The organism is Flavobacterium sp., assembly GCF_031422135.1.
Classification (GTDB): domain Bacteria; phylum Bacteroidota; class Bacteroidia; order Flavobacteriales; family Flavobacteriaceae; genus Flavobacterium.
Map to the genome: position 1 here is coordinate 16903 of NZ_JANOQD010000030.1, position 21913 is coordinate 38815.

The following is a 21913-nucleotide window of genomic DNA, read 5'->3' on the forward strand; positions in this document are numbered from 1 at the left end:
AACCTTAATTTCTTAATGTTTCAAAAATAATAATGGTAAATAAAACAATAAAAATAGGAACTCGTGATAGCGAACTCGCACTTTGGCAAGCCAAAACGGTCGAAAAATTACTCAACGATTTAGGTTATAAAACCCAAATAGTTGCTGTAAAATCGCAAGGCGATTTATTGTTAGACAAACCACTCTATGAACTCGGAATTACGGGAATTTTCACCAAAACATTAGATATTGCAATGATAAATGGCGAAATCGACATTGCCGTGCATTCTATGAAAGATGTTCCTACAGCATTGCCAATCGGAATGATGCAAGCCGCAGTTTTGAAACGCGCCAACGAGAAAGACATTTTGGTGTACAATAACAATCTAGATTTTTTAGATTCAGAAGGGACAATTGCTACTGGAAGTTTGCGTCGTCAAGCGATGTGGCTCAACAAATATCCGAATCACAAAGTGGTCGATTTGCGTGGAAACGTGAATACTAGAATGCAAAAGCTAAAAGATAATAATTGGAACGGAGCCATATTTGCAGCCGCAGGATTGGAAAGAATTAACATCAAACCAGAAAATTTTATCGATTTAAATTGGATGATTCCTGCGCCTGCACAAGGCGCAATGGTAATACACGCAATGCAAAAAGACGAGTTTTGTAAAGTTGCTGTTGCCGAATTAAACAATCTCGAAACCGATATTTGTACCTATATAGAACGTCAATTTCTTAAAACTCTTGAAGGCGGTTGTACAGCACCAATTGGCGCATTAGCCACTTTCGATGAAGATGAAATAACCTTCAAAGGTGCTTTATTATCCATTGATGGAAAACAAAAAATTGAAGTCGATAAAGTTGTTCCAATTCAAGAATGGAAAAAATTAGGATATAATTTAGCCCAAGAAATTCTTAGTGCTGGAGGAACAGAATTGATGACAACTATAAAAAATAGTTTGAAAAAATAATGGAAAAACAAACAAGCATATTATCTACAAAAACATTGTCTTCAGAACAAAGACAGGCATTTATCGATGCTGATATTGATATTTTGGAAGAAGATTTTATCGAAATAGAAAATACTGATTTCGAATTAAAAAACATCAATGATAACCTTATTTTCAGTAGTCAAAATGCGGTTTTAAGTTTGATAGAACAACCCAATTGGGAAACACTAAAAACAAAATCTGTTTTTTGTGTTGGTATAAAAACCAAAGAATTGTTAGAAATAAATGGCTTTTCCGTAGATGTTTATATGGATTATGCATCCGAATTGTCAGAAATTATAACATTAATTTACGCTAATGATAGTTTTACTTTTTTTAGTGGCAACTTGCGCAAAGAAACATTACCTGAAGCATTAAAAGCTGAAAAAATTAAATTTAACGAAATTGAAGCATATCAAACAAAATTAGCGCCTTTTAAATTATCAAAGGAAGAAAAATTTGATGGTATTTTGTTTTTTAGTCCATCGGGAGTTGAAAGTTTTTTGATAGATAATAAAATCAAAACGGAAACTTGTTTTTGCATTGGGGAATCCACAGCAAGTGCATTACATAAAATTACAAAAAACATAATTATTGCCGAAAATCCAACTATAGAAGATGTGATTGCAGAAGTAATAGAATATTACAATAATTAAAACTTCGCGACTTTACAATTTTGCGAAAAAGAATTCGTGAAAATTTGTGTAATTCGTGGTTAAAAATAAAAAAATGATCAAAAACGACCTGTTTCTAAAAGCCTTAAAAGGCGAAACCGTGCAACGACCACCAGTTTGGATGATGCGTCAAGCGGGAAGATATTTACCAGAATTCATCGCTTTGCGTGACAAATACGATTTTTTCACACGCTGTCAAACACCAGAATTGGCTTCAGAAATCACGGTGCAACCCATTCGTAGAATTGCTCCAGATGCGGCAATTTTATTTTCGGATATTTTGGTTGTGCCACAAGCGATGGGCATTGAAGTGTTGATGAAAGAAAATCTTGGGCCATTTTTACCCAATCCAATAAGAACCATTCAAGATGTGGAACGGGTAATTGTTCCAGACGTTCACGAAACTTTGGGTTATGTTTTTGATGCCATCAAACTTACCAAAGAAATGTTGAACGACGAAGTGCCACTAATTGGTTTTGCGGGTTCGCCGTGGACGATTTTTTGTTATGCTGTAGAAGGAAAAGGCTCTAAAAGTTTTGACACTGCCAAAGGATTTTGTTTTTCCAATCCAGTTGCAGCGCATGTTTTATTGCAAAAAATAACTGATACTACGATTGCTTATTTAATCGAAAAAGTAAAAGCTGGTTGCAACGCCATTCAGATTTTCGATTCTTGGGGCGGAATGCTTTCTCCTGTGGATTATCAAGAATTTTCCTGGAAATACATCAACCAAATTGTGGAAGCATTGGCTGAAATTACACCAGTAATTGTTTTTGGAAAAGGATGTTGGTTTGCATTAGGCGAAATGGGAAAATCAAAAGCATCCGCACTTGGAGTAGATTGGACTTGTTCGCCGAGAAATGCACGTTATTTGTCTGGTGGGAATATAACGTTGCAAGGAAATTTTGATCCTTCGAGATTGTTATCGCCTATTCCAACCATCAAAAAAATGGTGCACGAAATGATTGACGAATTCGGAAAAGACAAATATATTGTAAATCTTGGTCACGGGATTTTACCAAATATACCTGTGGATCACGCAAAAGCGTTTGTTGATGCTGTGAAGGAATATAATCCGTAGATAATATTTTATGGGAGAAGATTTTATAAAAAGTAATTTAATACAGCCCATCTTTTTTGGCTTTGGATTAGTTACTTTTATTTTAATCTATTTCAAAATAGTTTTAAAAATTAACACACAAAGACTTATAAATTCTTCAATATATATTATTAGATTTTCGGGAATACTATTTTTATTATTATGGAGTTTTTCGTTAATAAAAGATGAAAACTTAATAAATCGATTTAAGGGTAAATATTGGTTTTTAGGTTGGTTTTTAATGTTTACATATCCTATTTAAGTCAAGTATTTTGGTTCAAAAAAATTAGAAATTCAAATTTATTAACTTATCTAATTTCAATACTTTTTATTATTTCAAATTTGATTTTTTCTGGAAAAATTACTTGTTTTGATGGTGATTGCGATTTTAATTCTTTTTTGACTGAAATTTTAAAACAACTTGGAATTTACATTTTAATTCTTTTATCAGTAACTTACATTACAAAAAACAACAAATGAAATTCACTAACTGGAAACTTGATAAAATAGAAAACATTCTTGCTGAAGATTTTTTTGATTTGATTGATAAAAATAGAAATCATATCAATAAAACATTTCCCGTTACGGTTTCTAATTGTATTGATTTGGAAATGTCAAAATCATTTGTTGCAAATAATATTCAAATCGAAAAAGAAAAAACAGGTTTTTATTTTTACATAAGAAATATAGAAACCAACCATTTAATAGGTTATATTGGCATTAAAAAAATTGATTATAATATTTCAAAATGTGAATTATTCTATTTCATTGACAAAGATTTTGAAGGAAAAGGAATCATTTCAAAAGCAATTTCTGATGTAATCGTTTTTTGTTTTAAAGAATTATTGATGAACAAGATCTATATTTGTACTTCCAAAATAAACTTTGGGAGTCAGCAAATCGCATTAAAAAACAAATTTATACAAGAAGGAGTTTTACGTCAAGAATTCAAAAATGGCGAAGGTGTTTTGGAAGACATTAACTATTATGGATTATTGAAATCAGATTATAAATGACAAATTGTAAAAACTGTAACCATCAAGTTGTAGATGACTTTTGTTCAAAATGTGGACAACCAAAGAACATAAAAAGAATTGATTTTCAGTATATGGTTCATGAAATTCAACATCTTCTTCATTTTGAAAAAGGGTTCCATTTTACAGCTTGGCAACTAATCATAAAACCAGGAAAAACAATTCGTACCTATTTGTTTGAAAACAGAAATAAATATGTAAAACCAATCGTTTATTTGTTTTTCGCATCGTTAATTTTTACTTTGTTTACCTCATTTTTTCATATCACATATACTTATTTAAATGTAGGTTATATTGAACCGTTAAAAGATAAAGTAAATTTAAAAGTCATAGACAATTGGTTAATTAACCATATTGCGTACACCAACATTATTGTTGGATTCTGTATAGCACCTTGGTTGGTATTGTTATATAGAAAGAGAAAATACAATATTTTCGAAATGATTGTAGTGATGTCCTATGTTTTAGCGACAGGTTTACTTATTATTTTACCACTAATTGCGTTAATTAAAATTACAAGTTCTTTTAGTAATTTGACCATCTTCTTTATTGTTTATCAAATTTGGGCAATTGGACAGTTTTTTGGAGAGAGAAAAATAGTAAACTATCTAAAAGCATTATTGGCATTTATATTAGGCGTATTAACGCACGTTGCCATCTTTTTTGTAATTGGATATGTCAATAAATATTATATGTAAGCCATGAAAAATAAATTCTATAAATACATACAAAATCTGCAAGACCAAATCGTTTCAGGATTAGAAGCTGTCGAAGGAAAAGCCAAATTCCGAGAAGACATTTGGGAACGACCAGAAGGTGGTGGCGGAAGAACACGAGTTATCGAAAACGGTGATGTATTTGAAAAGGGCGGTGTTAACATTTCCGCAGTACACGGAAAATTGCCGGATGCTATGCAAAAGATGTTTGGCGTTGGTGAAGCTGATTTTTTTGCATGCGGATTGAGCTTAGTTATTCACCCAAAAAACCCAATGGTGCCAACAGTTCACGCCAATTGGCGTTATTTCGAAATGTATGATGACGATGGCAAAGTCATCAATCAGTGGTTTGGAGGAGGACAAGATTTAACCCCATATTATTTATTTGAAGAAGACGCCATTCATTTTCATCAAACTTGTAAAACGGCTTGTGACAAACACAATGTGGATTTTTATCCAAAATATAAAAAACAATGCGATGAGTATTTCTGGAATGCACACAGAAACGAAGCACGAGGCATTGGCGGATTATTTTTTGATTATTGCAAAACCACTCAAGAAATGTCAATGGAAAATTGGTTTAATTTTGTAACCGAAATTGGCAATAGTTTCCTAGAAGCTTACATTCCAATAGTAGAAAAAAGAAAAAACATACCATATTCAGAAGCGCAACGAAGTTGGCAAGAAATTCGTCGTGGTCGTTATGTCGAATTCAATTTGGTTCACGATAAAGGCACGTTATTTGGTTTAAAAACCAATGGTAGAATCGAAAGTATCTTAATGAGTTTGCCACCGCATGTACAATGGGTTTATGACCATCATCCTGAAAAAGGAAGCAAAGAAGAAAAATTGATACATGTTTTAGAAAAACCAAAAGATTGGATATAGAATTCCAAAATTAAAACTTAATGAACCTTAATTTCTTAATGGTTCAAAAAAATAAATATATGTTAAGAAGAAACCGTCGTTTAAGAAACAACGAATCTATAAGAAGTCTGGTTCGCGAAACTATTTTGCATCCAAACGATTTTATAGTTCCCCTTTTTATAGTTGAAGGGTCGAATATAAAGGAAGAAATTCCGTCGATGCCCAATTATTTCCGAATGAGCTTGGATAATATCGAAAAAGAAGTCAAAGAACTTCAAAGACTCAACTTGAAATCGGTATTGCTATTTGTAAAAGTTCTCGATAATTTAAAAGATAACGCTGGAAAAGAAGCGCTTAATCCAAACGGTCTAATGCAGCGCGCTATAAAAACAGTGAAAAATGTTGCGCCTGAAATCATAATAATGACTGATGTGGCCTTAGATCCATATTCCATTTATGGTCACGACGGCATTATAGAAAACGGTCAAATTGCCAACGATTCAACAGCTAATTTTTTGGCAGAAATGAGTATTTCTCACGCACAAGCTGGAGCCGATTTTGTAGCGCCAAGTGATATGATGGATGGTCGAATTCAAACTATTCGCCAAGCTTTAGAACAAAATAATTTCATCAATACAGGAATTTTAGCCTATTCTGCTAAATATGCTTCAGCACATTACGGCCCATTTCGTGACGCTTTAGATTCTGCTCCAGTTGATTTGATGGATATTCCAAAAGATAAAAAAACTTATCAAATGGATTACCACAATCGTATCGAAGCCATTCGTGAAACCGTTATGGATGTTAAAGAAGGCGCCGATATTGTGATGGTAAAACCTGGAATTTCGTATCTTGACATTGTTCGAGAAGTTAAAAATGCAGTTGATGTTCCTGTTGCAGTGTATCAAGTTTCAGGCGAATATGCAATGATAAAAGCAGCTTCAGAAAGAGGCTGGCTGGATCACGATGCCATTATGATGGAACAAACTACATCTATAAAACGGGCTGGAGCCGATATGATAGCCAGTTATTTTGCTAAAGATATTGTAAAATTGATTTCCTAAAATAATGAAAAAATTAATTCTAGTATTGTTTTTTAACCTTCTCTTTTCTTGTAAAGAAGAAAATAAAAAAGAACAATTATACCCAGAAACAATTCAAACACCTATCCAACTTGGGCAAGAAATTTTTGAAGGGAAAGGAAATTGTGTGGCGTGTCATTTGGTAAACAAAAAAGTAATTGGCCCAAGCATTCAAGAAATGGCAAAAATTTATAAAGATAAAAAGGGAAGCATCATTGATTTTTTGAAAAACGATGCGAAACCCATTGTAGATCCAAGTCAGTATGACGTTATGAAAACTAATTTTATAATTACAAAAAGTATGTCAGACGAAGAGTTAAAAGCAATTGAGGCTTATATTTATTATAATATAGAATAATTAATTATTTAATAAAAAATGTGTAAATAATTTATTAAATTAATAAAAATCAAAAATAGCCCTCTTTTTTTTAACCGTAAATATAAAAATAACATATTTTTTTTTAATTTTACCCTAAATTTAATAAGGTAAAATATGAAAACTGGTAAAAAATGGATTGTTTCGTTTGTGATAATTACTATTGTATCCATACTTGGATTGTTCTGGAAAGAGAATCCTAAAATAGATAAAACCAATTTTAACGACGAAACCTTTCTAAATTTTGCCGATATCGCTTGGATATTAACATCATCTTGTCTGGTTTTAATAATGACTCCTGCATTATCTTTTTTTTACGGCGGAATGGTTGGTAAGAAAAATGTAATATCCACTATGTTGAAGAGTTTCATTTGTTTAGGTGTAATTACAATTCTTTGGGTAGTTGTAGGTTTTAGCTTGTCTTTTGGGTCTCCTCTTGGATTTAGTATAAACGGTGTTCATTATGGTATTTTTGGAAATCCATTCGATTATTCATTTTTTGACCAAGTTGGTGCTTTACCTCACAAAGTATTAGGAACTACTATTCCATTTGCACTTTTTGCGCTTTTTCAAATGAAATTTGCCATTATTGCTCCAGCTATTATCACAGGAGCATTAGCAGAAAGGGTTCGTTTTATTTCCTTTTTATTATTTATTAGTCTTTTTTGTGTGTTTATTTACGCCCCTATTTGTCATATGATTTGGCATCCCAACGGATTATTCGGAAGTTATTTTGGAGTAAAAGACTTTGCTGGCGGAACCGTAGTGCATATGAGTGCTGGTTTTGCTTCGTTGGCAGGTGTTTTAGTTCTTGGGAAACGAAAAAACAAAGAACATATTCCAACAAATATTCCATTCGTACTTTTAGGAACAGGGCTGTTGTGGTTTGGTTGGTTTGGTTTTAATGCTGGTTCTGCACTTGCTGCCAATGCAACTGCTGTAATGGCTTTTGCAACTACTACATTAGCATCTGCAACTGCAATGATCACCTGGATATTTTTTGACAGATTAAATGGTCGAAATGTTTCTGCTTTAGGAGCTTGCATTGGTGCGGTTGTTGGGTTGGTAGTGATAACTCCCGCAGCTGGATTTATCACAATCCCTGAAAGCATCTTTTTTGGTTTTATAGGAGCAGTAGTTTCTAATAAAATGATTTATTGGGAGAAACTAAAATCAATTGATGATACTTTAGATGTTTTTGCCTGTCATGGCATTGGTGGAATTACAGGAATGATTTTAACTGCAATTTTTTCTCATGGCGAAAATTCGAGCTTACTTCATGGCGGCATCACAGTTTTTTCAAAACATATGATGGCATTGGTTTTAATTTCAATTTTTACATTTGGTGGTGCCTATTTACTTTTCAAACTCACAAATTCAATAATTTCCTTGAGAGTTTCCGAAGATTCAGAAGATTTAGGACTGGATATTTCTCAACACAACGAAAGAATATAGTCTTCTTTGTTTTAATAGCCAGAAGTTTGCTATTTTTATCAAATGGAAACTTGCTTCATCAACACACCTTTAGGAATTGCCAAAATTGTTGGTGATGAAAATGGTATTTCTGAAATTTCAGTTATTGATGATGGCAAAATTTCAAATAAAATTCCTGAAATTCTTCAAGAAGCCGTTGCACAATTTCAAGACTATTTTGAAGGAAAACGAACTGATTTTTTTTTAAAAATTAATCCAAAAGGAACTGATTTTCAACAAAAGGTTTGGCAAGAATTATTGAATATTCCTTTTGGGAAAACCATAAACTATTTAGAATTAGCCAAAAAATTAGGTGATCCAAAAGTTATTCGTGCTGCTGCATCTGCAAATGGCAAAAACCCATTATGGATTGTTGTTCCGTGCCATCGAGTTATTGGAACCGACGGTTCACTTACGGGTTACGCTGGCGGATTGTGGCGTAAAAAATGGTTGTTGGAACACGAAAACCCAACAAATCAACAAAGTTTATTTTGATATTTTAAACACAAATTGCGCTAATTAGCACTAATTATTTTATATTCGTGAAATATAATTAGTTTTTACTTTTGTGTAAATTTGTGAAATTCGTGTCAGAATTATGATTGAAAAAATTCGCTTAGACAATATACTTTTCCTCGATATCGAAACTGTTCCTGAAGAAGAAAATTTCCATTCGCTTGACGACGAAATGAAACAACTATGGGAACTCAAAACCCAATACCAGCGCAAAGACGATTTCTCGGGAGAAGAATTTTATGACCGAGCAGGAATTTGGGCAGAGTTTGGGAAAATAGTTTGTGTTTCAGTTGGTTATTTTACGACCAAGGGTGACATTCGTAATTTTAGAGTGACATCATTTTTTGGAGAAGAAAAGAAAATTTTACACGATTTCATCAATCTTTTAAACAATCATTTCAACCAACCTCAACACGTTTTGTGTGGTCATAATGCCAAAGAATTTGATATTCCTTTTATTGCTCGACGGATGATCATCAATCAAATCTCTATTCCAAACAAGTTGAATTTATTTGGAAAAAAACCATGGGAAATTCCACATTTAGACACTTTAGAATTATGGAAATTTGGCGATTACAAACATTTCACTTCGTTAAAATTGATGTGCAAAGTTCTAGGGATTCCAACTTCAAAAGGCGATATTGATGGTAGCCAAGTGGGTCATGTTTTTTATGTTGAAAAAGATATTGATAGAATTGTGACGTATTGCGAAAAAGACACCATTGCAGTTGCTCAAATTTTCTTGCGATTGCGAAAAGAAGATTTATTGATTGAAGAGGAGATTATTCACGTTTAAAAATTCACTTATGGATTTATATAATTATTCAGATGTTATTGAGTATTTAAATAAAAATATCGGATTTTCAGATGAAGAGATTTATGATTTTAAAAAACAAGATTTATCAGATAACTTTAAAGATATATTTGGAAAATATTTCTTTTTTTGTCAAACTAATTTGTTAGAAGAAAATCAAAAATTTAATATTTATCCTGCAAGTTTTTATTTCAAAAACGATTCTACAAATAACGCCGCTGCGGATTACTATGAAAATGGATTTTATCTAATTAATATAAATGAAGGTTTTTTTTATAATTTATATGAAATATTTTTAGGAGATAATAATCTATTTAAAATAAATAAGACGCTACAGGAACTTTTGTTCTTAAACAACGGTAATAAAATATCAGTAAATTATTTAATGTTTCAAGCATCTACATTATTTACGTTTTATCATGAGTTAGGACATTTAATCCAATATTCTGGTATGTATGGTAAAAGTTCAAATTTGAACAATAGTGAATCATATAAAAATGATGCTAAACCATTTGATTTTAATAACCATTTGATGGAATATGATTCAGATTTGTATGGAGCAAGTTATGTATTGAATCATATTTTAATTTATTTTGATGAATTAGATTATGAATTAAAAAACACACAAAATTATGAAAAAACACTTTCATTAGGTCTTTCATCGATAATAATAAATTTCCTTCTTTTACTTGGTAAAGATTATAAATCAACAAAAGTTTTCTATCGTGAAACTTATCATCCGCATATTTATATTCGTATTTTTTACATAATGGATCATTTCATATCAAATTCAGTTGACGAAAAATATGAGGTTAAAAGTAATAATGTTTTAAAAAGTTCAATTGATATTGTTTCACAATTCTTCCCTGATGGAAATTTAATTTTAAAAAATCTATTCAATAGTTTATTAAATGATTTTGATAATATTAAAAAATATTATGATGACATTTATGATGGTTCAGAAAAATTAATGTACTTAGCAAAACATAAACAACAAGTTTAAAATAATATACATTGTCTTTTTATTAAAGAATAAATTAATTTAATAATTACATTAGCAAAAAAACAAAATTATGGTATTAAGTAGATTCTGGTTAGCAATTTTTATTTCATCAATTGTATTTGTAGTATTCAGCTTGTTTTCGGGCAATAGTTATACGATTGATTATGTATTGAACGGTAAGAAAGATGATCCTATCTTGATATCTGAAAAATACTTAAATCAAGTCCCTGCATTTGTAAAAGACAGCATTGAGAAAGCACCAGAACAAACTATTGTTGTTAATAAAGTAGATGCCAATCCAGATACTACTTATGTTTACAAGAGTAAAACCGTAAAAATATATAGCGGTGTTCAAAAATCGGACGGATTATTACCCACTTGCAAAAACAGTTTGTTGGATTTGATTATTCCGTTAATTGCATATTTGGCTTTTTTCTGTGGCATTATGGAATTGCTCATTATTTCTGGTGCTGCCGAAAAATTAGCTCAAAAATTAGGTCCTGTTTTTGGAAAAATATTTCCGTCGTTGCCTAAAAATCACGAATCTATCTCGTATATGACGATGAATTTTGCTGCTAACTTTCTAGGGTTAGATTCTGCAGCAACACCTTTTGGACTCAAAGCTATGCAAAGTTTGCAAGAATTGAATCCTGAGAAAGACAAAGCCAGTGATCCGCAAATTATGTTTATGTGTTTGCATGCAGCTGGTTTAACCTTGATTCCAACTTCGATAATTGGGTATCGTGCTGCGGAAAATGCTGCCAATCCTGCCGATGTTATGTTGCCTTGTATTATCACTTCATTCATTGGTACTATTGCTGCTTTTTTAATTGTTGGTATTCGACAAAAAATTAATTTTAAAAGCGCTTCGCTTGTTGTAGGGTTAGTAAGTTTAATTGCAGCTATTGTTGGATTGTTGTTTTATGTAAACACTTTAGATTTGATTGGGAAAAACTTTTTTACGTCGAATCTTTCTGGTTTACTTTTGGTTTTAATCATTGCATTTACATTGGTTTTTGCTTTTGTTAAAGAGAAAAAATTTGTGGAAAAAGATACTACTATTTTTGATACGTTTGTAACTGGGGCCAATAATGGTTTGAAAACTGGAGTTACCATTTTCCCTTATGTTATGGGAATGTTGGTGGCTATTTCTTTTTTTAGAAACAGTGGTTTGTTTGAAATTATAAGCAACGGAATTTCATTTATTTTCTCGAATATTGGTGTGAGCAAACAAATCACTGATTCATTGCCTGTTGCTATGCTAAGACCTTTTAGTTCTGGTGGTTCACGCGGTTTTATGATCGATTCGATGCGTAACTTTGGCCCAGATTCTTTTACAGGGAGATTGAGTTGCATTTTTCAGTGTAGTGCCGAAACTACTTTTTATGTAATTGCGGTTTATTTTGGTTCTATTAAAGTAAAAAACACACGTTATGTTCTTAGCACAATGCTTTTGGTCGATTTAATATGTGTGATTACCGCTATTTTGGTTGCAAGTTGGTTCTTTTAGGAAAGAAAATTAATTTTTAATGTAAATTTATTCTTATAAAAAATAATAAAAACAACATTTAATCGAAATTAAAAAGCACATTGTCAGGTTTTTGAAATTTAAGTATATCTTTGTGATATCTAAATTCTACAAAAATGAAATTCTACAAAAGAGTGTTTTTAATAGCCTTATTTAGTTGTGTGTTTTTACCTACTAATGCGCAAATCAGCAAAAATATTATTGCAATTCTGAATGATCCAAATGCCGAAAATTTAAAGGAATTGGATTTATCTAATAAAATGCTTACTAAACTTCCTGCTGAAATTGGGCGATTTGTAAACATTGAAAAATTATTCTTAAGTAACAATAATTTACAAGCGCTTCCTATAGAACTTTCTAAACTTACCAAGTTAAAAGAATTGCATTTGAGCAACAATCAATTTCTGCGTTTTCCAGTAGAAATTTGTAAACTTACAAGTTTAGAAAGATTGGATTTACAACGAAATAAAATTGAATCCATTTCACCATCAATTGGAAATTTATCCAAATTAAAAAAATTAGACTTAAGCCGAAATCAATTGGTTGAAATTCCAATAGAAATTGAAAGACTTTTGAAATTGAATGAGTTGAATTTTTTTGATAATAAAATCAAAGTTCTTCCTGTAGAAATTGGAAAATTAGTAAATTTAAAATCGTTGAATATTGAGAAAAATCAAATTCAACTCCTTCCAGCTGAAATTGGAAGTTATCCTTCTCTAGCGGTTTTAAATATAAAAGACAATAAGATTCAAGTTATTCCAAATGAAATGGGGAAACTCGTTAATTTAACTCATTTTAATTTTGAGCAAAATCAAGTTAAAAAAATACCCTCAGAAATAGGAAAGCTTACCAAGTTAACGTTGTTGGATGGAGATAACAATCAGCTAAGAAGTATCCCTTCTGAAATTATTAATTTAGTTAATATGAAGGAACTTTATTTAGGCGGAAATGCATTTACTGATGTTCCAGAGTCATTGTTTTTGTTTTTAAAAAATTTAGAATTCGCGCAATCCCAAGAAGTTATAAAAATAATAACTACTAAAGAAAAAGAAATTAAAGTAGTAATTAAATAAGACAAATAAAAAAATACCCCCAAATAGTGTCTAACTTTTTGGGGGCAGTCTACTGTGAGGCATTTTAGTTTAACAAACAAACTCAAATTATTTTTTTACAAACTTTTTAGTAATTGTTTTTTGACCATCATTTAGTTCAAAAATATACAATCCAGCAGTAAGATTAGAAACATTAATTTCATTTTGATTTAAGTTTCCAGCTTTAACTTCTTGTCCAACCAAGTTGTAGATTTTATACGTTGTATTTTCATCATTACTAACAACAATATTTAAAACACTATCAGTAGGGTTTGGATATAAATTAAATTCTGTTGCATTGGTTTGATTATCATTACTTTCAGCAATAGAAGAAACAGTTGTTCCTGTAATATTTACAGAATAATCTTCCACTTGACCATATGTGAATGATTCACAAGAGGTTGGAATTGCATTATATTTCATAGAAACTCTCATTCTAGTGACGCCAACTGATGCTGTTGAAGGAATAGTTATACTTCCAGAGACAGGAGTTGTTTGAGAAGCGGCTTTAGAAAAGACTAATTCACCACTATCGGTAAACAATCCATTTTTGTTGTAATCTATCCATACTGCATACCCTTCATTATACTTAGTCGAAGTCCATGCTGGAGTAATTGTTATAGTATTAGCAGTTCCTTTTGTAACATTTGTTGATTGCGCTGTGAAATTTTCGTATCCTGCTGTTCCAGTAGAAATGCTGTTTATGGTTCCAAAAACAACTTTCCCAATTCTTTCGTCAGCAGTATTATTACCTTTGGAAGCACAATAAGTAACAGAGGGTATTAATGTTGTTACACTTACTGCATTACTAGAATCTGATAAATTTCCAGCAGCATCTTTTGCTTTAATTGTAAATGAATATGTAGTTGACCCAGTTAAACCAGAAACAGTTCCACTCGTTCCTGTTAAACTAGTTATAAGAGTAGTTCCATTATAAACATTATATCCAGTTACTCCAACATTATCAGTAGACGCAGTCCAAGACAAATTAGTTGAAGATGATGTTGTTCCTGAAGCAGCTAAACTAGCAGGAGTTGATGGGGCAGTAATATCTGTTGAACCACCTACAAAAGCAGCACCTACTCCCACAGCGTACCAAGCGTTTGTTGTTGCAATTACCTCTGCTGATTCAGCACCATATAAATCAGTTGCTGCCTGAATACCTGATGTTCTTGCATTGGCAAAAGTTGAATTCGCAGATAGGTAAACGGTCTCTAAACGATAAGCAATTTTTGCTGCTTTATCAATAGAAATTCCAGTTACATTGTAAGCACTTCCTTTGTCGTTTGTTCCAGATTTCCCAATTGATAAAATATAAAACCAATGATTTAAAACCCCTGAATTAGTATGAACACCACAATAGTCATTTGATTGAGTTGGAGTTCCGCAATTAATAACTCTCCAATTTGTTCCACCATATGTGTCAGGCTGTCCTTCTGCTTTTGGATTGCTCATCGAGCGTAATGCTATGTGAGCAGCTCTTTTTTCAATGTCTTCACCTATTAACCAAGTTTGTTTTCCAGGTGCTGCAAAAAATTCTACACAAGCGCCCCAAATGTCTGAAAACCCTTCATTCATCGCTCCAGATTCTCTTTGATAGGCTAAATTTGCACTAGTTTCACAAACAGCATGGCCAATTTCGTGAGCAGCAACGTCTAGTGAAGTTAATGCATCAAATAATGTTCCACTTCCATCACCATAAGTCATTCTTGTTCCATCCCAAAAAGCATTATCATAAGCATTACTATAATGAATATAGCTGTTAATTTTGGCTCCTGAATTATTGTAACTATTTCTGTTATGAGTACTTGAAAAATAATCAAATGTCTTTTCTGCTCCCCAATGTGCATCTAAAGCAGCATTGTCTTTATTAGTATTATTAAATTCTGCGGCAGTCCAGTCGTTGTTTACATCCGTAAAATTTACTGCTGATGCATAATTTGTTCCTTTTTTCATATTGTAGGTCTGAACACCGCCTCCACGAGTATTGTCGGATAATATATAAGACGACCCGCTCAACAAGGTTTGGATAGATTGTATTCCAGAATACCTCGTTGCGGCATTAGCTGCTACGATACTACTTTTTTTATTAAACAAAAAAGATGCATTGTTTTCACTAGATTTTGCTTTCCCATGTGCATGCTCTCCTATGTGTTTGATGGTAGCATTGTAATATAAAACGCTTCCTGTATTTGCATCAATATACAAATCGCCTCTACTAACTGGGTTTGTAGCATAAATATCAAATTTATAAGCTAAAAAGAACTTATCCGAAGTTCGGCTTTTCCCTTGTTCATTCATTGATGGTAATAAAACCAATTCACCTTGAGGTTTTTTATAACCAATAGTTTCAGCATCTTCTTGATTGTCCCACATGTATTTTGAGGCTCCAATGTAATTAACCGCTTTACTAAAAGCTTCATTTTTTGATAAAGAAGGAGTTGTCTTAACATTTGAAATATTATAAAACTCACCACTCATAGATTCAATTTTTCCGTTTTTAGAATGGAGCGCATACGTTGAATATTCAACTTTTATGCCTTGGTGAAATAATTGAAATTTTTCGTGAGTAAATCCTTGAGGGTCAATTTCGGATTTGATTTTTGAGAAGCTTTGGTTTGGTTTTAAACCCAATTGTTCTTTGAAAACTTTTTGAGAATCAGAATTTTTGTATTCTGCTTTTTCATTGAATGTGATTAGGCTAGGTATGCCATTTTCACTTTTGCTTTTTTGTTTTACGTGCTTATCTGTTTCTTGTGCCAGTGCAGATAGCGTAAACATAGATACAGCTAAGACTGTAACAATGTTGCCATAGTTTTTTTTCATAATAGTTGGTTTTTGGTTGGTTAAACTTGAATCAAGTGGTTAGTTTAATTCTTAAACATTTGCTAATTTAGTTAAGTAATTTTAATTAATTAATGTTTTCTTTACATTATTTTTAATGTAATCGACTAAATGTAAAATTAACTATCAATGTGTTAAAAATAATCGACGAATGGTATTAAAAACAAAAAAGGCAAAAATTGATATAATTTTTGCCTTTTCCAATGTTTTTTTTGAGTCTAAAAACTTATATTTTCATTTCTGGAACTTCACCCTCTATGATTAGATTTGCTTCTGTAGAAGCAATAATATGTTCAATAGAAACTCCTGGTGCCCGTTCTAGTAATTTAAATCCTTGAGGCGTGATTTCTAAAACAGCTAGTTCCGTAACTACTTTTTTTACACAACCTATTCCTGTCAATGGCAATGTGCATTTTTTTAAGATTTTACTTTCGCCTGCTTTGTTGATATGCATCATAGCTACAATAATATTTTCTGCTGAGGCTACTAGATCCATAGCCCCACCCATTCCTTTGACCATTTTGCCAGGGATTTTCCAGTTGGCAATATCTCCGTTTTCTGAAACTTCCATTGCGCCAAGGATTGTTAAATCTACGTGTTGTCCTCGTATCATTCCAAAACTTGTTGCTGAATCAAAAAATGATGCGCCTTTAAGTGTTGTAATAGTTTGTTTTCCTGCGTTGATGATGTCTGCATCTTCTTCACCTTCAAACGGAAATGGTCCCATTCCAAGAACTCCATTTTCACTTTGAAATTCGACAGCAATAGATGGACTAACGTAATTTGCTACTAATGTTGGTATGCCAATGCCCAAATTTACGAAGTAATTGTTTTTTACTTCTTGGGCTATTCGTTTTGCGATGTCTTCTTTTGTTAACATATTTAATGTGGCAATTAGATAATTTGCTAATTAGATAATTCGTTTTGTAATTTTTAATTATCTAGTTCTAACGGTTCGTTGTTCAATTCTCTTTTCGTATTTTTCGCCTTGAAAAATTCGTTTGACAAATATGCCTGGAATATGAATTTGATTTGGATCTAATGTTCCAGCTTCGACGAGTTCTTCGACCTCAGCAATAGTTATTTTTGCAGCTCCAGCCATACAGGAATTGAAGTTTCTTGCAGTTCCTTTAAAAATAAGATTTCCAGCCGTGTCGCCTTTCCAAGCTTTTACTATGGCAAAATCTGCTTTGTAGGCGTGTTCCATTATGTGCATTTTGCCATTGAATTCTCTTGTTTCTTTTCCTTCAGCTACTTCTGTTCCATAACCTGCGGGTGTAAAAAAAGCGGGGATTCCAGCTTGTGCTGCGCGGCATTTTTCGGCGAGTGTACCTTGTGGTGTGAGTTCTACTTCGAGTTCTCCAGATAACATTTGGCGTTCAAATTCAGCATTTTCGCCTACATAGGAAGAAATCATTTTTTTGATTTGGCGCTTTTGTAATAGTAGTCCTAATCCAAAATCGTCTACACCTGCATTGTTTGAAATACAGGTTAGGTTTTTTATATCTTTTTTAACGAGTTCTGCAATACTGTTTTCTGGTATACCACAGAGTCCAAAACCTCCAAGCATTATGGTTTGAGAGTCTTTTATGTCGTGTAATGCTTCTTGAACATTGTTTACTTTCTTGTTAATCATACTGTTTGTTTTTAGCCCTGATAGTAATGAAAATCCTTTTTTTAGGCTTTTTTGCCTAAAAAAAGATTGCAATGGATAGCAGGAATAGCTTCAAAAAATTATAATCCAAATTCTTCAGTTGGTTGCTCTTCTTCTTCAGGTTTTATGGCTGTTGAATCGGTTTCTACACTAGGTCTTTGTACATATATTGGAGCACAATCTACTTTTATGGATAAATCTGAAGGTTTTTCAAATTTTTCTTTGGATATATGCAAGTTTTCATCTGCATAGCATTTTTTCATGAATAATCCCCAGATTGGTAGTGCCATTGTGGCTCCTTGTCCGTTTGTAATGGTTCTAAAATGTGCGGATCGATCTTCGTTTCCTACCCAAACTCCTGTTACAAGATTGGGTACCATTCCCATAAACCAACCGTCTGACTGGTTTTGTGTGGTTCCCGTTTTTCCAGCTATTGCGTTTTTAAATCCGTATGGATATCCTGTTACTCGTTTGTAAGCATATCCGCCAGATCCTGTATTTCTTAGTCTTTCACCTGATCCTGATTCAGTAACTCCTTCTAGTAATTTGATTACGGCATAGGCAATGTCTTTGCTTAATACATCTTTGGATTCGAGTTTTGGTTCGTACACTATGTTTCCGTTTTTGTCTTCAATTTTAGAGATTACTTGCGGTTTCATATAGATTCCTTCGTTTGCAAATGTGCTGTAGGCTGCCACCATGTCTTTGACGGTGATGTCAACTGCACCTAATGCGATTGAAGGTTGCGATGGTATTTCACTATCAATTCCTAGTTTTCTAGTTAGTGTTATAACGGCGTCTGGTCCTGTTTTGTCTATTAGTTTTGCTGAGACCGTATTTATTGAATTTGCTAATGCTTTTTTTAGGGTTACCATTCCTCGGTATCTTCCGTCAGAGTTTCGTGGCTCCCAGTCTTCGGTTACATTATGCTTTCCTTTATGAATCATAAATGGTCCGTCTATGATTGTATCACAAGGTGACATCCCGAGCTGTTCAATAGCGGTTGCATATACAAATGGTTTGAAGGTAGATCCTACTTGTCTTGCTCCAAGATCTACGTGGTCGTATTGAAAATAGCGGTAATCAATTCCGCCAACCCAAACTTTTACTTGTCCTGTTTGTGGTTCCATTGACATCATTCCCGGTTGTAGAAAATGTTTGTAATACTTTATGGAATCCAAAGGTGTCATTTCTATTTCTTTGTCACCATCCCAAGAAAAAACAGTCATTTTAGTTTTTACACTAAATGATTTTATAATGTCTTCTTCTTCTTTACCTTGTTCGGTCATTAATCGCCAACGCTCGGTATTGCGCATTGAACGATTCATTATTTTGTCAATCTCTGGCTTACTGATGTTGAGAAATGGAGCGTTTTTGTTTTGCTTGGCTTCAAGAAAAAATTCTTCTTGTAGGTTTTTCAAATGCTCTTTCACGGCTTCTTCAGCATACAATTGCATTCTTGAATCAATGGTGGTATATATTTTTAAACCATCAGCGTAAATATTGTAATCTGACCCGTCCTCTTTTTTATTTTCTTGCACCCACGTTTTCATATATTCACGCAAGTATTCTCTAAAATAAGTAGCCGTTCCTTCGTTGTGTTTTTCTGGAGAAAAGGTTAGAGAGATTGGTTTTTTTGAAAAATTTTCTTTAGCTGATTCAGACAAACATTTGTTTCTAACCATTTGTCCTAAAACAATATTTCTTCTTTTTTGAACTTTTTCAGGTCTCCTTACAGGATTAAATGCTGACGGATTTGTTAACATTCCAACTAACATTGCGCTTTCATCGACAGTTAAAGCCATTGGTTCTTTTGCAAAATATACTTTGGCAGCTGATCGAATTCCTACCGCTGTATTGACAAAATCTGCTTTGTTAAGATACATTGCAATAATTTCGTTTTTAGTATATTGCCTTTCTAGTCTGATGGCAATAATCCATTCTTTAGCTTTCTGAACAATTCTGAGCGGTAAAAATTTTGATCCTTCTTTATGGAAAAGAAGTTTTGCTAATTGTTGTGTCAGTGTACTTGCACCTCCATTAGAACCTAGTCTTAACGCTGCCCCAAGTGTTCGTTTTCCATCAATTCCAGAGTGCTCTCTAAAACGTTCGTCTTCGGTAGATATTAGTGCGTCTACTAAATGCTTTGGTAAATCTTTATATTTTATTGGGGTTCTATTTTCATTATAGAACTTACCCAAAGTAACTCCATCTGCTGAAATAATTTCGGTTGCTAAATTAGATTCTGGATTTTCCAATTCAGAGAATGATGGCATAGAGCCAAAAAGTCCCCAAGATGCAAATAAGAAAAACAACAATACCCCTCCAAATGCAATGCAGAAATATTTCCAGAATTTTTTCACATAATGCGAATGATCTGTTTTGTGAGAATTCAGTTTTTGTGCCATTTTATTTCTGTTCTAACGATTCTATTCTGAAACCTATATCGGTTATTCCTTTTAGTTTTTCAACTCCTTTTACTTTGCCTGTTTGACGAACGGCTTGTGAAATCGAGAGTTTGTATTTCCCTTTTTCAGTAAATTTAGCATTTTCTTCATACCACAATTTACTTTCTTTAATGTCTGAAAAGCCCTCTCCTAGCATTGATCCGTCTGGGTTTGCCATTTGATATTCCAGCGTGTCAACTTTAATTTTTCCTGATGGATGTTCTAATTTTACAATTAAAAACAAATTACTGTATTCGTAATCATCGTTTGCACGAATGTTTATAAATAAATTATTTGCCTTTTGAGTTAACTGGTTTTCAAATTCAAAATTGACACTTTGCTTTTTGTTCCAGCCGTCTTTAAAAGTATGATATTCATCAAAGACTTGAGTTTTGTCACACGATATACAAAATATCGCAAGAACAAAAAAAGTGATACTATGTATTAGAATCTTTGTTTTCATTTCTAATTTTTGGACCGTTTGTATTGGGATTGTTCTGGTTTGGAATTATTTTTTTTACTGGCTTTACACTTGTTTCTTGGTTTTGTTTTTGAGCTTGTTGTGGGCGACGATTTTTGTTCGGTTTTTTAGTATTATTACTCTTTTTGGGTTGATCAAAACGAGTTAAACTATCTTGCCCCATTGCGTTTTGAAAAGTTTTTTCGACTGCTGGTTTTTCAATTTCTATTGCAAAATCTTCTAGTGCAACCACTTTAATTTTTTGCTTGTTTTGAGCTATAATTTCTTGTACTTGTTCAACTTTTAGAATATGCCATTGTGCAAAATTGCCTATATAAGCAAACCACATTAATCCTTTAAAAATATCTATTTTTTGACAAATTGCATCACCTTTTTCAGTAGAAAGTTTGGTTTCCATGTCTGGAATGTCTTTAAGAGCATCCATATAAGTATCCAATTCGTAATTCAAACAACATTTTAATTTTCCACATTGTCCTGCCAATTTTTGCGGGTTTAAAGACAGTTGCTGGTATCTTGCTGCAGCCGTGTTTACGCTTCTAAAATCTGTAAGCCAAGTAGAACAACACAATTCACGCCCACATGAGCCTATACCACCAAGTCGAGCAGCTTCTTGGCGAAAACCTACTTGTTTCATCTCGATTCTAGTACTAAAAGCACCAGCAAATTCTTTGATTAACACTCGGAAATCAACTCTGTCTTCGGCGGTGTAATAAAACGTTGCTTTGGATCCATCTCCTTGAAATTCAATGTCTGAAATCTTCATTTGGAGTTGTAATCGAATCGCAATTTCACGAGCACGAACTTTCATTGGTTCTTCTTTATCTCGAGCTGTACTCCAAATATCGATATCTTTTTGAGACGCTTTTCGGTAAATTTTAGCGACTTCGCCCTCATGATTGACTTGCTTTTTCTTCATTTGAACTTTAACAAGTTCGCCTGTAAGCGTTACAATACCTACATCATGTCCTGGAGAAGCTTCAGTAGCTACTACATCTCCAATACTTAAGGTTAGCTTTTCTGTATTGCGGTAAAACTCTTTTCTTCCATTTTTAAATCGTACTTCTACACAATCAAAAGGAGCTTGTCCTCCTGGTAATGTCATATTTGAAAGCCAATCGAAAACTGTTAATTTGTTGCAGCTATCGGTGCCGCAAGTCCCATTATTTTTACACCCCTTTGGTGCACCACCATCGGAAGTTGAACAACTTGTACATGCCATAATTTTGAATATATATTGATTGCT

20 protein-coding genes are annotated in these 21913 nt (G+C 32.9%); 14 read left to right on the top strand and 6 right to left on the bottom strand.

The annotated features are described in order from the left end of the window. Nucleotides 1-32: 32 nt before the first annotated feature. The 14 genes from hemC to RMO70_RS04500 all read left to right on the top strand — a co-directional run bounded on the left by hemC (nt 33) and on the right by RMO70_RS04500 (nt 13226). A complete protein-coding gene (gene hemC, locus RMO70_RS04435) occupies nt 33-953 on the top strand; it encodes a hydroxymethylbilane synthase (RefSeq protein ID WP_310555211.1) in 921 nt (306 codons plus the stop codon). After that, nucleotides 953-1627 (top strand): uroporphyrinogen-III synthase, encoded by a 675-nt coding sequence (locus RMO70_RS04440; RefSeq protein ID WP_310555212.1) that lies wholly within the window; start codon nt 953-955, stop codon nt 1625-1627. The genes hemC and RMO70_RS04440 overlap by 1 nt, the downstream gene beginning before the upstream one ends. Nucleotides 1628-1700: 73 nt before the next feature. Next, nucleotides 1701-2726: a uroporphyrinogen decarboxylase gene (gene hemE / locus RMO70_RS04445; protein WP_310555213.1), complete on the top strand. Its 1026-nt coding sequence runs from the start codon at nt 1701-1703 to the stop codon at nt 2724-2726. Between the two features lie 494 nt (nt 2727-3220). Further along, on the top strand, nt 3221-3760 hold the full coding sequence (locus tag RMO70_RS04450; protein WP_310555214.1) for a GNAT family protein: 540 nt from the start codon (nt 3221-3223) through the stop codon (nt 3758-3760). Then, nucleotides 3757-4476, top strand: coding sequence for a DUF3667 domain-containing protein (locus tag RMO70_RS04455; RefSeq protein WP_310555215.1), 720 nt, complete (start codon nt 3757-3759; stop codon nt 4474-4476). Before RMO70_RS04450 ends, RMO70_RS04455 begins: the two co-directional genes overlap by 4 nt. A gap of 3 nt (nt 4477-4479) precedes the next feature. Continuing rightward, nucleotides 4480-5382: an oxygen-dependent coproporphyrinogen oxidase gene (gene hemF / locus RMO70_RS04460; protein WP_310555216.1), complete on the top strand. Its 903-nt coding sequence runs from the start codon at nt 4480-4482 to the stop codon at nt 5380-5382. Between the two features lie 20 nt (nt 5383-5402). Then, the gene (gene hemB / locus RMO70_RS04465; RefSeq protein ID WP_310555217.1) at nt 5403-6425 is read left to right on the top strand and encodes a porphobilinogen synthase; all 1023 of its coding nucleotides are present in this window, start codon (nt 5403-5405) and stop codon (nt 6423-6425) included. Between the two features lie 4 nt (nt 6426-6429). After that, complete coding sequence (locus tag RMO70_RS04470; RefSeq protein WP_310555218.1) at nt 6430-6801, top strand: c-type cytochrome; 372 nt, start codon at nt 6430-6432, stop codon at nt 6799-6801. A 135-nt stretch (nt 6802-6936) separates the two neighbouring features. Then, a complete protein-coding gene (locus tag RMO70_RS04475) occupies nt 6937-8274 on the top strand; it encodes an ammonium transporter (protein ID WP_310555219.1) in 1338 nt (445 codons plus the stop codon). 42 nt (nt 8275-8316) lie between these two features. Beyond that, nucleotides 8317-8787 (top strand): methylated-DNA--[protein]-cysteine S-methyltransferase, encoded by a 471-nt coding sequence (locus tag RMO70_RS04480; protein ID WP_310555220.1) that lies wholly within the window; start codon nt 8317-8319, stop codon nt 8785-8787. 103 nt (nt 8788-8890) lie between these two features. Continuing rightward, nucleotides 8891-9604, top strand: a complete 714-nt coding sequence (locus tag RMO70_RS04485; protein ID WP_310555221.1) for a 3'-5' exonuclease — start codon at nt 8891-8893, stop codon at nt 9602-9604. Nucleotides 9605-9614: 10 nt separating this feature from the next. Then, nucleotides 9615-10625 carry a hypothetical protein gene (locus tag RMO70_RS04490; protein ID WP_310555222.1) on the top strand — a complete coding sequence of 337 codons (1011 nt, stop codon included), beginning with the start codon at nt 9615-9617 and terminating at the stop codon, nt 10623-10625. 70 nt (nt 10626-10695) lie between these two features. Next, nucleotides 10696-12135: a nucleoside recognition domain-containing protein gene (locus RMO70_RS04495; RefSeq protein ID WP_310555223.1), complete on the top strand. Its 1440-nt coding sequence runs from the start codon at nt 10696-10698 to the stop codon at nt 12133-12135. A 134-nt stretch (nt 12136-12269) separates the two neighbouring features. Beyond that, entirely contained in the window at nt 12270-13226 is a 957-nt protein-coding gene (locus RMO70_RS04500) for a leucine-rich repeat domain-containing protein (RefSeq protein WP_310555224.1), read from the top strand. 87 nt (nt 13227-13313) lie between these two features. On the opposite strand, the gene RMO70_RS04505 is transcribed toward RMO70_RS04500, so the two are convergent. The 6 genes from RMO70_RS04505 to RMO70_RS04530 form a co-directional block, all read right to left on the bottom strand. Further along, nucleotides 13314-16070 carry a M4 family metallopeptidase gene (locus RMO70_RS04505; protein WP_310555225.1) on the bottom strand — a complete coding sequence of 919 codons (2757 nt, stop codon included), beginning with the start codon at nt 16068-16070 and terminating at the stop codon, nt 13314-13316. Nucleotides 16071-16314: 244 nt separating this feature from the next. Then, the gene (locus RMO70_RS04510; RefSeq protein ID WP_310555226.1) at nt 16315-16968 is read right to left on the bottom strand and encodes a CoA transferase subunit B; all 654 of its coding nucleotides are present in this window, start codon (nt 16966-16968) and stop codon (nt 16315-16317) included. Between the two features lie 57 nt (nt 16969-17025). Next, nucleotides 17026-17724: a CoA transferase subunit A gene (locus tag RMO70_RS04515; RefSeq protein ID WP_310555227.1), complete on the bottom strand. Its 699-nt coding sequence runs from the start codon at nt 17722-17724 to the stop codon at nt 17026-17028. A 98-nt stretch (nt 17725-17822) separates the two neighbouring features. After that, the gene (locus RMO70_RS04520) at nt 17823-20150 is read right to left on the bottom strand and encodes a transglycosylase domain-containing protein (RefSeq protein ID WP_310555228.1); all 2328 of its coding nucleotides are present in this window, start codon (nt 20148-20150) and stop codon (nt 17823-17825) included. A gap of 1 nt (nt 20151) precedes the next feature. After that, complete coding sequence (locus RMO70_RS04525; RefSeq protein ID WP_310555229.1) at nt 20152-20652, bottom strand: gliding motility lipoprotein GldH; 501 nt, start codon at nt 20650-20652, stop codon at nt 20152-20154. After that, complete coding sequence (locus RMO70_RS04530; RefSeq protein ID WP_310555230.1) at nt 20627-21889, bottom strand: regulatory iron-sulfur-containing complex subunit RicT; 1263 nt, start codon at nt 21887-21889, stop codon at nt 20627-20629. Before RMO70_RS04530 ends, RMO70_RS04525 begins: the two co-directional genes overlap by 26 nt. Nucleotides 21890-21913: the final 24 nt, after the last annotated feature.